Here is a 12931-nt window from a genome sequence, read left to right on the forward strand (position 1 = left end):
CCCCGTTCTAAGGGAAAGGGGCCACGAACGGCCCCGTTCTCAAGGAGCGGTTCCCATGTCTGCACGCACGTATCTCGCCTCGCTCGCCATCCTGGGTGGCGCGCTGCTGCTGCGGCCCGAGGCCCAGCCCACCCTGCAAGCCGAACCTGCGGTGATTGACGAAGCGCCGGTCACGAGCGACGAGCAGGATCTGACGACCACGCTCGACGACCAATCCGAACTGGCCATCACGGTCTACAACTCCGACATCGCGCTGGTGCGCGACGTCCGCAACCTGCAACTGGCGCGCGGCGTCGGCAACCTGCGGTTCATGGACATTGCCGCCACCGTGAATCCGGCGACGGTGCACTTCCGCTCACTCACCGAGCCTTCCCGCGTGAAGGTGCTCGAGCAGAACTACGAATACGACCTGCTCGAGCCCGACAAGCTGCTGCGGAAGTACGTGGGACGCGAAGTCACGCTGATGCGCACGCGGCAGGACGGCGGCACCACTCGACAGGAGGAAGTGAAGGCGTTGCTCCTCAGCTACAACGCCGCGCCGGTGTGGAAGATCGGCAACGAGATCGTCACCGGGATCGGCGCCGATCACATCCGGTTCCCGGAACTGCCCAGCACGCTGTATTCACGGCCCACGCTGATCTGGACGGTCGCCAACGACGGCGAGTCGCGCCATCGCGTCGAAGCGTCATATCTCGCCACCAAGCTCGCGTGGAATGCGGACTACGTCCTCACCGTGGCCCGCGACGACAAGGCCGCGGACCTCAACGGCTGGGTGACGCTGACCAACGGCAGCGGCACCGCGTTCCGCAACGCGAAGCTGCAGCTGGTGGCCGGCGACCTCAATCGCGTGCGCCAGCAGGTCGGCAAGATGATGCAGGAGATGGCGGCTCGCCGCGACGCACCCGCGGCCGCGGAGGCGATGGCCCAGGAGGCGTTCTCCGACTATCACCTCTACACGCTCGGCCGGAAGACGACCATCAACAACAACCAGACCAAGCAGGTGAGCATGCTCGAGGGGACCGACGTGCCAATCGTGAAGCGCTACGTCGTTGACGGGCAGAACTACTACTACCACAACCAGCAGCACCCGGGTTCCCCCCTCAAGGACCTGGTGCAGGTCTACTACCAGTTCAAGAACGAGCAGAAAGGCGGGCTGGGGATCCCGATGCCGGCGGGCGTGCTCCGCGTGTATCAGGCAGACTCAAAGGGCGGCGTGCAGTTCGTCGGCGAAGACCGCATCATGCACACGCCGAAGGACGAGACGCTCAACGTCAAGATCGGCAACGCCTTCGACGTGGTGTGCGAGCGCAGCCAGATCGACTTCCAGCGCATTACCGGCAACGTCTACGAGTTCGAGTACGAGGTGACCCTGCGCAATCACAAGGCTACCGCGGTATCGGTGGAAGTCAACGAGCCGCTGGGCGGCACGTGGCGGATGATTCGCTCGTCGCACGAGTGGACCAAGACCGCGGCGTGGGCGGCGCAGTTCAAGGTGCCGGTGGCGGCGGACGGCACGGTGGTACTCAAGTACCGCGTGCGGGTGACCTACTGAGCGGGAAGCGCGCGGCGCGTGCGACTCAGGCGGTGAAGCCGGCCAGCGCCTTCTCTTCCGAGTCGTAGGTGTCGAACACGGTGAGCAGCTTGGTGATGGTCAGCAGGTCGGTGATGCGGCTGGTCAGGTTGACGAGCTTGACCGCGCCGTTGGCCTTCTGGGCGGCCATCGAGCAGCGGACCAGTTCGCCCAGGCCGCCGCTATCCATGTAGCCGACCCCGGCCAGGTTCAGCAGGACCTTGTTCCGGCCCTGGAACACGACGCTCGCCACCTTGTCGCGCAGCAACGTCGCGCCATCGTCAATCGTTAGCTTGCCCTGGAGATCCAGGACGGTGATGTCGCCAATCGTGCGCTCAGTGATCTGCATGCGAAATCCCTCGACGGCCCGGATGCACCCGGGTAATGGTGAGACGATTCCGCGACCGTGGGGGGCGGCGCCTCGCAGGGGGGAGTCTACCTCAATCCAATACGGCGCGACCGCATGTACAATGCGCCCCCGGGAGGTCACCGTGCTGAAACGCGTGCTCATCGCCATCTGTTTGATTGCCACTGTCTCGCTGGCGGCCCAGCAGCGGGCGCCGCAGAACGAGTCCATTCGCCAGGAGGACCTGCGCGCCGACCTGTTCTTCCTGGCCGGGGATGCGATGCGTGGCCGGTTGACCGACACGGTCGAGAACCGCGCCACCGGCGACTACATCCGGTCCCGGTTTGAACGGCTTGGCCTCAAGCCCGCCGGGGCCGGCAATTCCTACTTCCAGAACTACAACCTGATGACCGCCACGCTCGGCGAGGGCAATGCGTTGGCGGTGACGGGGGGAGGCGGCGGCGCGCGCCGGTATCGGCACGGGCAGGAGTTCTATCCCCAGCGGTTCGGCGCGAGCGGACAGGTCACCGCGCCGGTGGTGTTCACCGGCTTCGGCATCGGCGCGCCCAGGTGGCGGCACGACGACTACAACGGCGACGTCAAGGGCAAGATCGTGCTCGTGCTCGACCACGAGCCCGGCGAGCGCGACCCCGACAGTCCGTTCGAAGGAGTCGTCACCGCGGAGCCGGCGGCGGCGTGGCGCAAGGCGCTGGCCGCGCAAGAGAAGGGGGCGGCGGCCATCCTGTTCGTGAGCGACATCCACAACCATCCGGGGACCGCCAACTTCGAGCAGACGGCGCGCAACGTCTGGCCCGAGGCGCGGCCGCACCTGCGCACGTTCACCCTCGCCGCCTGGGCGGATCGCATTCACATTCCCGCGGCGCAGATCTCCCCCGCTCTGGCAGCGTCGCTCGTCGCCGGCACCGGGAAGACGCTGGCGGAACTGGGCAAGGCGGCGGAGGCGGCGCGCGGCTTCACGCCGTTGCCGCTACCGGGCGTCGAGATCGAGCTGACCACCGCCGTCGATCGGCACACCATCCCCGACCGCAACGTGGTCGCGCTGCTCGAAGGCAGCGATCCCAAACTCAAGGACGAATGGGTGATCGTCTCGGCGCACTTCGATCACAACGGCGACCAGGTCTTCGCCGGCGCCGACGACAACGGCTCCGGCACCGTGGCGCTGCTCGAGATCGCGGATGCCTACGCGCTGGCGGCGCAGCAGGGCCGCCGCCCGCGCCGCAGCATCCTGTTCGCGGCGTGGAACTCGGAAGAGCGCGGGCTGCTCGGCGCGTGGGCCTACACCGAGGAACCGCTGGCGCCGCTGACCACGATTGCGGCGGTGCTCAACATGGACATGATCGGCCGCAACGAAGAGGTGCAGGTGGGCGGCGGTGCGCGCTTCAACGGCTTCGAGGTGCAGAGCGCGGAGTCGAACAGCAACACGCTCAACGTGATGGGCTTTGCGCGCACGCCCGACCTGTCGGCGGCGATCGACAAGGCGAACGCCGGCATCAGCCTCGAGCTCAAGCGCCGCTACGACAACAACCTGTCGAACCTGGTCCGCCGCAGCGACCAGTGGCCGTTCCTGCAGCGCGGCGTGCCGGCGCTGGGGTTCATGACCGGGCTTCATCCCGACTATCACACCGTCTACGACCGGCCGGAGAAGATCAACTACGTGAAGATGGAGAAGATCGCGCGGCTGATTCACCAGGCGAGCTGGGATCTCGCCAACGCGGATTCGCGGCCCAAGCCGGTCGCGCCGTAGGCGCGACGCGGGTCATTCCCAGCGAAACACGCGGGACGACAGCGCCGTGCACGCCACGCCCACCACGAGGAGCACGGCGATGTCGCCGAGGTGCGCCGACCATGGCTCGCCCGTCCAGATGCCCCGCAACAACGACACCACGTAGGTGACGGGCAGCAACCGCGCCACCGTTTGCAGCCCCGCGGGGAGCGCGTCCACCGGCGCGAACAGGCCCGAGAGCGCGATCATCGGGTAGAACGTCAGCGCGCCGATCGGCTGCGCGAAGCGCGCGGTGGGGACGATGGCCGCGATCACGAACCCGATGGAGAGCAACGACAGGGTGCTCAGCAGCAGCGCCGCGCCAAATCCGATCAGGGGCACGTCGAGGCCGACCGGGTAGTAGCGCCTGCCGGCCAGCGTCATCAGCACCAGCGAGAACGCCGTGAACACCAGCTTGACCAGCACGTGCGCGGTCAGGATGGTCGGCGGCCGCAGCGGCGTGGCGCGGAGGCGCTTCAGGATGCCGCTCTCGCGATAGATGGAGACGACCGTCACCAGGGAGATGACGGCGCTCATGGAAATGAACAGCGCGGCCAATACCGGCAGGCCGGCCTGCATGAAGGCCAGGTTGGCCGGCGAGGGCGCTCCGGTGCCACCCCGGTTCAGGGCGCGGCCCGCGATCAGGAAGACGGCCACCGGCATCACCAGCGTCCCGATCGCCCCCAGCGGCTCGCGCAGGAAGATCTTGATTTCCAGCCAGGTGAGTTGCAGGAGTCCACGCAGCATGAGGGCGCCTGCCTAGTCGCGAATCGAGTGGCCGGTCAGCTTGAGGAACACGTCCTCGAGGCTGGGCAACACGGTGCGGAAGTCGCTGACGCGAATCTGGTGCTCGGCGAGGCACTGGATCACCTCGGTGACGAAGCCGTCGCCCCGCCCGTGAATCGTGAACTCGGCGTCGGCGCGCAGCACTTCGTCCACGTGCGGGAGCGCGCCAAAGCACGCCTCGGCGGCTGGGTCCCGCGTCACCAGGACCACGGACCGCCCGGGGCAATGCCGGTCCACGAGCCGTGGCGGCGTGTCGATGTCGATGATGCGCCCGTGCTCGATGATGGCGACGCGGTCGCACAGCCGCTCGGCCTCTTCCATGAGGTGCGTGGTCATGAACACGGTCTTGCCGCGGGCCCGGATGCCACGCACCAGATCCCAGATGGTGCGGCGCGACTGCGGATCGAGGCCGGTGGTCAATTCGTCGAGGAACACCACTTCCGGATCGTTGATGAGCGCCAGCGCGATGAACAACCGCTGCTGCTGGCCTCCAGAGAGGGTCATGAACCACGCGTTGCGCTTGTCGGCGAGGCCCAGCTGCTCGAGCAGCCGGTCGCCGTCGCTGACCGGTCGTCTATAGAGTGAGGCCCAGAGGTGGACCGCTTCCCACACCTTGATGCGCTTCTGCAGGTGGGCCTGCTGGAGCTGCACGCCGACGCGCTCCTGCAGCTGGTAGGCGTCGCGAAACGGGTCGAGGCCGAGCACCGAGATGGAGCCGCGATCGGGCTGGCGCAGCCCTTCCACGCACTCCATGGTGGTGGTCTTGCCGGCGCCGTTGGGTCCGATCAGGCCGAAGATCTCGCCGTCGGCGACGTCGAACGACACCTCGTCAACCGCGACCGTCCGGCCGTAGGTCTTCCGCATTCCGGCGACCCGGACGACCGGCGGCGTGGACGCGCTCATCAGAGACCGGGCACGTCGATCAACCGGTCGCCGCTGCGCATGTCCTCCTCGAGCAGCGCCATGAGCGCCCTGGCGATGGGACCCGGGTTGCCGTCGCCAATCTTCGCGCCGTCCCATTCGACGATCGACGCCACCTTGATCGAACTGCCGATCAGCATCATCTCGCGGGCGGCGCGCGCGTCGGCCACGGGCACGTCGCACACTTCCACGCCCGCGATCCGCCCCTGCTTCACCAGTTCGGGCGCCAGCGCCAAGAGCCGGAGCGACGTGCAGCCCGACAGAATGTGATCGAATTTCGGATGGCGAAACACCCCGTCCTGCGTCACGAACGCGACGTTCATGTTCGAGCTCTCGCCGACATGCCCGGCCTCGTCGATGAAGACGCCGTTGTCGAGGCCGGCCTTCTTCGCCTCCATCTGCATCAGCACGTTCGGCAGGTAGTTGGTGCTCTTGGTGATGGCGTAGAGCGGCGGCTTGATCGGCAACGTGGTGGTCATCACCCGCAGCCCTTCGGTATACCAGCGCTCGGGATACGACAGCCCGGCGAAGATCATCACGAAGAACCCCGGCTCGGCGCCGGCGGCGGGGCTGAGCTCCAGGCTCCCGGGCCCGGACGACAACCAGTAGCGGATGGCGCCGTCGCGCTGGCCGGCAGCCGCCGTGGTGCGAATGACGATGTCGCGCATGTGCTCGCGCGTGCCCGGCAGCTGCAGGTTCGACCGCGCCGCCGACCGCATGAACCGATCGAGATGCGCGTCGAGGTCGTAGATCCTGCCGCGGACGATACTCGCCGTGTCGAAGATGCCGTGCCCGCGATGCACCATGTGATCGTCGAACGGGATCACCATCAGCGCCGGGTCGGTCACCACGCCGCCAAGCTGGCTCGAATAGAACGCCCAGTACTTGACCGGCTGTTTCTCGCGCAAGGCGTGCAATCCGGCGAGGATGTCATCGGTGTTCAGCAGGCGAAGGGAAGGGGAAGTGGCTGCCATTGGCCGCCCACTCTAGCATGTGGCGATTCGTCCCTCCGGAGCGTATACTCGTCCCGCTCCTTTGGCCCTCGGTAACCTCTGGAAGGTGACCATGTCTCTGACACGTTCGTTCGTGCTCCTGTCCTGTTCGGCGCTCCTGGCGACTGCCGTGCTCGTGCCAGTAGCCGGCCAACAACCCGATTCACCGGATGCCGTCAACAACCAGGTCCTCGTCCAGTTTTCGGCCCGTTCAACGCCCGCGGCGCGCGCGGCCGCGCGCGGTCGCATCCGAGCAACGCGCGAGGAAGTGCTAGTGGCCGCGACTCGCCGCGCCGACGGCAAGGGCGACCTCGAGCTGCTCCGGTTGCCTCCCGGGCTGGCAGTGGCCGACGCGGTCCGCGGCCTCACCGCCGACGGCGCGGTGGAGTTCGCCGAGCCCAACTGGATCTACCAGCACCACGCCACTTCCAACGACCCGTACTTCACGAATGGATCGCTGTGGGGCATGTACGGTGATGCCTCGACGCCAGCCAATCAGTTCGGCAGCCAGGCGGCCGAAGCGTGGGCGGCCGGGAACACCGGTCAGGCTTCGGTGTACGTCGGCATCATCGACGAGGGCGTGATGCGCCAGCACCAGGACCTCACGGTGAATGTCTTCGTGAACGCCTTCGACCCGGTCGACGGCGTGGATAACGACGGCAACGGCTACGTCGACGACGTCAACGGCTGGGATTTCGACGGCAACAACAACAGCACCTTCGACGGGACGCAGGACGACCACGGGACGCACGTCGCCGGCACGATTGGCGCGGCGGGCGGCAACGGCACTGGCGTTGCCGGAATGAACTGGCAGGTCACCATGATCCCGGCCAAGTTCCTGGGCCGGCGGGGCGGCACGACGGCCAACGCCATCAAGGCGGTTGATTACCTCACCGACTTGAAGACGCGCCACGGCTTCCACATCGTGGCGACTAACAACTCCTGGGGCGGCGGCGGCTTCTCGCAGGGACTGCTGGATGCCATCAACCGGGGCGGCAACGCCGACATCCTCTTCGTGGCGGCCGCCGGCAACGGCGGCAGCGACGGCGTGGGTGACAACAACGACACCACGGCCAGCTACCCGTCCAACTATCAGTGCACGGCCAATGGCTCGTACGACTGCGTGGTTGCGGTCGCGGCCATCACGAGTGCGGGCGCCAAGTCGAGCTTCTCCAACTACGGCGCCAGCACCGTCGACCTCGGCGCGCCTGGTTCCGCCATCTACTCGACGCTCCCCGGCAAGTCGAACAGCTCGACCTACGGCTCCTACAGCGGCACCTCGATGGCGACACCGCACGTCACCGGCGCCGTCGCACTCTACGCGGCGGGGCATCTCACCGCCACCGCGGCACAGATCAGGACCGCGATCCTGACCAGCGCCCTTCCCACGGCGTCGCTCGCCGGCAAGACGGTCACCGGCGGCCGGCTCAACGTCGGCGGGTTCTGATCCCGCAGGCCCGAAAAAACGAAACGCCCGAGCGGCGAATGCCGCTCCGGGCGCTTCAGTGCGCAATTTGCGCCTCCCGGCAGGAGCCGGGACTATTTGTTTAGATCAGTTCCGAGTTGCTCCAATTTCGTCGCGTGACCGGGGACTTACACCCGGTCACGCGGCGAAATGGTCCGGCGGAGTGTTCATCGTGCAACCCCCTTTGCCGAGAATTCGAACCCTGTCGTTCCGTTCCATTCCGCCGCCCACGCCTTTGCGACGGCTTGTTACCATTACACCTCCACGGCGGTGAGGGGCGTGGCTACCACTGTGATACGCCTACGGGCAGCCGGTGTCAAGGGGGCCTGCCGGAGTGCATAATGGGGCCATGAAAGACACTCCGCGCGCATGGGTTGGACTGGTGCTGGTCGCGGCCACGCTGGGAATGTCGGCGCCATCGGCGCAGACGCCGTCAACCGGGCGCCTCATGCGCGACAAGCTGACCCATACCAACAGGATCCTCGAGGCCATCCTGACCAGCGACTACGAGTCGCTCGATCGGGAAAGCGCCGCCCTGGTGCGCGCCACCGAGCTCCCGGCCTGGTCGGTGCTGAAGAGCCCCGAGTACTTGCGGCAGAGCGCCGCCTTCATCAGCGCGATCCAGGACCTGCGTGACGCGGCCAAGGCGCGCGACCTCGACACCGCGGCGCTCCAATACATGTCGTTGAGCCTGACCTGCTTCCAGTGCCACAAGCACATCAAGGGCGCCCGCATCGCGGGCAAGTAACCGGACGAGAGGACTGCCAACATGTCAGCCATGCGAACCATCCCTGCCCTGATTGCCATCTGCCTCACCGTGCTCGTGGTCCCGTCGCGGGCCCAGACCCCCAGCTGGCACCTGACCGCCACCGTGGCCGAAAGCTGCAGCTGCACCGTGTCGTGCCCCTGCAACTTCGGCGGCGACCCGTCGAAGATGCCCTGCGAGGGCAATCGCATGATCTCGATCGAGCAGGGCCACTACGCGGACGTGGACCTGGCCGGCGTGCAGGTGCTGGTCACCTTCAACATGCGGACGTGGTCGAAGATCTACGTCAGTGACAAGGTCTCGGATCGCCAGATGAAGGCGGTGGAGGCCCTGCTGCCCCTCGCCTTCGCGGGCTTCCAGAAGGGGATGCTGTCGTTCACCAAGGCGCCCATCACCATGGAAGTCACCGACGCGCGGGTCCGCTTCTCGGGCCCCGAATCGGCCGTGGACATGGAAGTGATGCGCGGGTTCAACGGCCAGGCCGTCAAGATCCTGAACCTGCCAGCCGCCGTGTTCCAGGACTACACCCAGTTCCGATCCGTCTCGCACACCCACACCAGCGCCGCGCAGTCGTGGAGCCACAAGGGCACCAACGGCTTCACCTCGAAGTGGGACACCGGCAGCAAATAGATCGCGATCTGCCGGCGCAACGGTATTCTGTAGGGCGATGCGTCACCTCGTCCTGCTTGCCGTGCTGGCCGCCTCGTGGCCGGTCTCCCCGCTGTACGCTCAGACCAGCGACATCCTGACGTCGGGACGGCGGGTGCTCACCGCCGAGCGCCTCCGCGACGACGAGCGGGTGACGCTGGACGGCATTCTCGACGAGGGCGCCTGGAAGCGCGCCACCACCGCGGGCGAGTTCATCATGCAGGACCCGGTGCTCGGCGGCACGCCCACCGAGCCCACCGACATCCGCGTCGTCTTCAACCGCGACCACCTCTACATCGGCGTCGTCTGCTACGACTCGGAACCGGACAAGCTGAAGGGCAACACGCGCAAGCGCGACGAGTTCCTCAGCGCCGACGACCGCTTCATGTGGACGATGGACACGTTCCTCAACCAGCAGACGGGCTATTTCTTCGAGATGAACCCGTCGGGGTTGATGGCCGATTCGCTGATGGGCCCCGGCGGCAGCCAGAGCCGCGAATGGGATGGCGTGTGGAACGCGCGGGTCCGCCGCAGCGACATCGGCTGGACGATCGAGATCGACATCCCGTTCCGGACGCTGGCCTTCGACCCCAACGCCCCGGCCTGGGGCGTCAACTTCCAGCGCACCGTCCGCCGCAAGAACGAAGAGACGGTGTGGACCGGCCACCAGCGCAACCAGGGCCTGCGGCGGATGTCGAACGCGGGGCTGCTGGTCGGCCTGACCGACGTCACGCAGGGGCGCGGCCTCGAGTTCAAGCCGTATCTCGCCGGCGCCATCGGTGATGCGCCGGGCCGGACGCCCGCGATCGAGCGCAACGGCACGGCCGACGTCGGCGGCGAGATCACCTACAACCTGACCCCGAGCCTGCGGGCCGTGGCCACCATCAACACCGACTTCGCGGAAACAGAGGTTGATACACGGCGTGTCAACCTGACCCGGTTTCCGTTGTTCTTCCCGGAAAAACGCGGCTTCTTCCTCGACGGCGCGACCTTCTTTGACTTCCATGTGCCGGCGTTCTTCTCGCGGCGCATCGGCCTGACCAACGGTCAGCCGCAGCGCATCCTGGGCGGCACCAAGCTGACCGGCCAGGCTGGGCGTTTCGACGTCGGCGCGCTCTACGTACGCACCGGCGAAGACAAGGGCGCGCTCGGCGAGGACTTCCTGGTGGCCCGCGTGCGCCGCCGCATCCTCCGCCAGTCGTTCATCGGCGCCCTCTACACGGGGCGCTCGACCCGCGACCAGTCGGCCGTGGCGACCCGCACCACCGCCGGCCTCGACTTCCGCCTGGCGACATCGTCTTTCCGCGGCAGCAAGAACCTCGAGGCGAGCGGGTTCTTCGCCGTCACGACTCCATCGCTGGGCATCGGCGACAACCTCTCGTACGGCCTGCGCCTCGATTACCCCAACGACGTGTGGGACACCAGCTTCGCGTTCCAGGAAGTGCAGAAGAACGTAAGCCCGGAGGTCGGCTTCCTGCCGCGGCGCGACTATCGCCGCTACCAGCCGGAGTTCCGATGGGGCCCGCGGCCCACCGACAACCGCTGGATCCGCCGCCTCTCGTTCGGCGGCGACGCCGACATCTACACCGACACGCGCAACCACCTGGTGACGCGCGAGGTGGACCTCACCGCCATGCGCGTCGAGCTCCACAGCGGCGACAACGCCGAGGTGAGCGTGGTACCCACCTACGAGCGTCTCGAAGAGGATTTCGGGATCTCAACGGGCGTCACCCTGCCGGCCGGGGCGGAGTACTCGTTCACCCGATTCCGGATCTCGGGCCAGACCGCCAACAAGCGGATGCTGGCGCTGCAGCCGCGCGTGGAGTGGGGCAACTTCCTGTCCGGCAGGCGTACCGAGGCCGCCATCGGCCTGGGCGTGCGTCCGCGGTCCGGCGTCACGCTCAACCTCTCCTATGAATGGAACGCGGTCGATCTGGCGGAGGGGAGTTTCAAGACCCGCCTGTACCGCTTCGTCGGCGACACGCAGTTCAGCCCGTTCATGTACCTCGTGAACAACGTGCAGTTCGACTCGGTGAGCCGCGTGCTCGGCTGGCAGTCGCGCTTCCGCTGGATCGTGACGCCCGGCAACGACATCTTCGTCGTCTACACCCACAACTGGCTGGACTCGACGGATCCCTCATCCCGCTTCATGACGCTCGATCGCCGGGGCGCCGCCAAGGCCGTGTATACCAAGCGCTTCTAGCCACGACACTCGAGCGCACCAAAAAAGAGGCCGCGGTCGCCCGCGGCCTGAAGCGTGCACGTGGAGGTTGGAGAGAGACGCTCAGTACCGGCACGCCCGCAGGGCGTTGACCGCCGATGGGACGAGCAGGACGAGGGCGGATGCAGTCAGCTTCATCATGGGCGGTCCTCCACGTAGCAGGGGGCGACGATCGCGTTGGCTGGGACACGCTAGCAGACTTCGACGCCTTCTGACCGGACCGCGGCGCAGGTTGCACGCAAACCGCGGCACCCTGCCGGGCAGCCGCGCGGTACAAAAAAAGGCCGCGGGCGCCCGCGGCCTAGTTGCGTTCACGTTGGAGGTTGAGCGATTGGACGAACTAGTGAGCGCGCACCGCTCCCGGCACACCCACGGCATCGAATGCCCCTTCGGGCACAGCGGCGGGCGCCTCGACCAGGCACCACGCCTCTTGATCGTTGAGAATCTCGGCCGCGAGCTGCGTGTGCAGCGCGTGGCCGGCGCGATGGGCGACGACGTGACCGACGATCGGATATCCGACGAGCGCCAGGTCACCGACGACGTCCAGGATCTTGTGGCGAACGAACTCGTCTTCGAAGCGCAGGGCGTTCAGCACGCCGGTGTCGCCGATGACGATGGCGTTCTCGAGTGAGCCGCCGAGGGCCAGGCCGTTCTGGCGCAGCCATTCCACTTCCTTCAGGAAGCCGAACGTGCGCGCCGCGGCGATGTTGTCGGCGAAGCTGCTTTCGGTAATGCGCTCCGTGCGCGACTGGTGCCGCAGCAGCGGATGGTCGAAGCTGATGGTATAGCTGACCTTGAAGTGATCCGACGGGTAGATGGCAATGCGCTTGTCGCCGCTCGCAATCTGCACCGGCTTGAGGATTTTGAGGTACTTGCGCGACGGGCCCAGCGTCTTGACGCCCGCTTCCTGCAACAGATACAGGAACGGCGCGCTGCTGCCGTCCATGATCGGCACTTCTTTGTGGTTGAGCTCGACGATGATGTTGTCGATGCCGGCCGAAACCAGCGCCGCCAGCAGGTGCTCGACCGTTTCGACGGTGGCGCCGGCCTTGCCCAGCACGGTCGCGTGCTGCACGCTGGAAACCTCAGAAACCGAAGCGGCGATTTCGACGCCCAGATCCGTGCGGCGGAACCGGATGCCGGTGTCCGCAGCCGCGGGCTTCAGGGTCAAGGTGACCTTCTGGCCGGAGTGAAGCCCGATGCCAGCGCATGAAATCTGCCGTTTGATCGTCCGTTGTGCGTCCATTTAATCTACGGTTCCGCTCCCAACAGAAGCAAAGTCGATGCCTACGATTGGCCCCCAGGCATAAATTGACTAAGCCCATTGCCTGCAACGTTTACACAGATTTTCACACTCGGGCGCTTCTTACGGCTGTGTTTCCGGAGCCACAGCGGCAAACCCCCGAAGTGTGGCTATTTTGCCTCGCCTTCGC

Annotated in this window: 11 protein-coding genes; 6 read left to right on the plus strand and 5 right to left on the minus strand. The window is 66.6% G+C overall.

The features are described from left to right. Nucleotides 1-55 precede the first annotated feature (55 nt). Complete coding sequence (locus WC815_07280; GenBank protein MFA5908560.1) at nt 56-1552, plus strand: hypothetical protein; 1497 nt, start codon at nt 56-58, stop codon at nt 1550-1552. 25 nt (nt 1553-1577) lie between these two features. Here WC815_07280 and WC815_07285 read toward each other — a convergent pair whose 3' ends face one another. Further along, nucleotides 1578-1919, minus strand: a complete 342-nt coding sequence (locus WC815_07285) for an STAS domain-containing protein (protein MFA5908561.1) — start codon at nt 1917-1919, stop codon at nt 1578-1580. 121 nt (nt 1920-2040) lie between these two features. Between WC815_07285 and WC815_07290 the strand changes: the two genes are divergently transcribed. Then, on the plus strand, nt 2041-3681 hold the full coding sequence (locus WC815_07290) for a M28 family peptidase (GenBank protein MFA5908562.1): 1641 nt from the start codon (nt 2041-2043) through the stop codon (nt 3679-3681). A gap of 12 nt (nt 3682-3693) precedes the next feature. Here WC815_07290 and WC815_07295 read toward each other — a convergent pair whose 3' ends face one another. Genes WC815_07295 through WC815_07305 form a run of 3 tightly spaced genes read right to left on the minus strand, consistent with a single transcriptional unit; the run spans nt 3694 to nt 6380 of the window. Continuing rightward, the gene (locus WC815_07295; protein MFA5908563.1) at nt 3694-4446 is read right to left on the minus strand and encodes an ABC transporter permease; all 753 of its coding nucleotides are present in this window, start codon (nt 4444-4446) and stop codon (nt 3694-3696) included. Nucleotides 4447-4458: 12 nt separating this feature from the next. Continuing rightward, complete coding sequence (locus tag WC815_07300; protein ID MFA5908564.1) at nt 4459-5388, minus strand: ABC transporter ATP-binding protein; 930 nt, start codon at nt 5386-5388, stop codon at nt 4459-4461. Next, nucleotides 5388-6380: an aminotransferase class IV gene (locus tag WC815_07305; protein ID MFA5908565.1), complete on the minus strand. Its 993-nt coding sequence runs from the start codon at nt 6378-6380 to the stop codon at nt 5388-5390. The genes WC815_07300 and WC815_07305 overlap by 1 nt, the downstream gene beginning before the upstream one ends. A 91-nt stretch (nt 6381-6471) precedes the next feature. On the opposite strand from WC815_07305, the gene WC815_07310 reads away from it, so the two are divergent. From WC815_07310 to WC815_07325, 4 genes are all read left to right on the plus strand, one after another. Further along, a complete protein-coding gene (locus WC815_07310; GenBank protein MFA5908566.1) occupies nt 6472-7845 on the plus strand; it encodes a S8 family peptidase in 1374 nt (457 codons plus the stop codon). A gap of 367 nt (nt 7846-8212) precedes the next feature. Continuing rightward, nucleotides 8213-8611: a hypothetical protein gene (locus tag WC815_07315; protein MFA5908567.1), complete on the plus strand. Its 399-nt coding sequence runs from the start codon at nt 8213-8215 to the stop codon at nt 8609-8611. A gap of 30 nt (nt 8612-8641) precedes the next feature. Continuing rightward, nucleotides 8642-9259 carry a DUF1326 domain-containing protein gene (locus WC815_07320; protein ID MFA5908568.1) on the plus strand — a complete coding sequence of 206 codons (618 nt, stop codon included), beginning with the start codon at nt 8642-8644 and terminating at the stop codon, nt 9257-9259. 37 nt (nt 9260-9296) lie between these two features. After that, a complete protein-coding gene (locus tag WC815_07325; GenBank protein ID MFA5908569.1) occupies nt 9297-11480 on the plus strand; it encodes a carbohydrate binding family 9 domain-containing protein in 2184 nt (727 codons plus the stop codon). 358 nt (nt 11481-11838) lie between these two features. Here the strand turns inward: WC815_07325 and lpxC are convergent, their stop codons facing one another. After that, nucleotides 11839-12744: a UDP-3-O-acyl-N-acetylglucosamine deacetylase gene (lpxC, locus tag WC815_07330; GenBank protein MFA5908570.1), complete on the minus strand. Its 906-nt coding sequence runs from the start codon at nt 12742-12744 to the stop codon at nt 11839-11841. Nucleotides 12745-12931 lie beyond the last annotated feature (187 nt).

It is taken from the genome of Vicinamibacterales bacterium (genome assembly GCA_041659285.1).
Classification (GTDB): domain Bacteria; phylum Acidobacteriota; class Vicinamibacteria; order Vicinamibacterales; family UBA2999; genus 12-FULL-67-14b.

What these genes read in the sequence shown, in the direction of transcription:
- WC815_07280 (MFA5908560.1), top strand. Translation starts at nt 56, where the DNA reads ATGTCTGCACGCACGTATCTCGCCTCGCTCGCCATCCTGGGTGGCGCG.
- WC815_07285 (MFA5908561.1), bottom strand. Translation starts at nt 1,919, where the DNA reads ATGCAGATCACTGAGCGCACGATTGGCGACATCACCGTCCTGGATCTC.
- WC815_07290 (MFA5908562.1), top strand. Translation starts at nt 2,041, where the DNA reads ATGCGCCCCCGGGAGGTCACCGTGCTGAAACGCGTGCTCATCGCCATC.
- WC815_07295 (MFA5908563.1), bottom strand. Translation starts at nt 4,446, where the DNA reads ATGCTGCGTGGACTCCTGCAACTCACCTGGCTGGAAATCAAGATCTTC.
- WC815_07300 (MFA5908564.1), bottom strand. Translation starts at nt 5,388, where the DNA reads ATGAGCGCGTCCACGCCGCCGGTCGTCCGGGTCGCCGGAATGCGGAAG.
- WC815_07305 (MFA5908565.1), bottom strand. Translation starts at nt 6,380, where the DNA reads ATGGCAGCCACTTCCCCTTCCCTTCGCCTGCTGAACACCGATGACATC.
- WC815_07310 (MFA5908566.1), top strand. Translation starts at nt 6,472, where the DNA reads ATGTCTCTGACACGTTCGTTCGTGCTCCTGTCCTGTTCGGCGCTCCTG.
- WC815_07315 (MFA5908567.1), top strand. Translation starts at nt 8,213, where the DNA reads ATGAAAGACACTCCGCGCGCATGGGTTGGACTGGTGCTGGTCGCGGCC.
- WC815_07320 (MFA5908568.1), top strand. Translation starts at nt 8,642, where the DNA reads ATGCGAACCATCCCTGCCCTGATTGCCATCTGCCTCACCGTGCTCGTG.
- WC815_07325 (MFA5908569.1), top strand. Translation starts at nt 9,297, where the DNA reads ATGCGTCACCTCGTCCTGCTTGCCGTGCTGGCCGCCTCGTGGCCGGTC.
- lpxC (MFA5908570.1), bottom strand. Translation starts at nt 12,744, where the DNA reads ATGGACGCACAACGGACGATCAAACGGCAGATTTCATGCGCTGGCATC.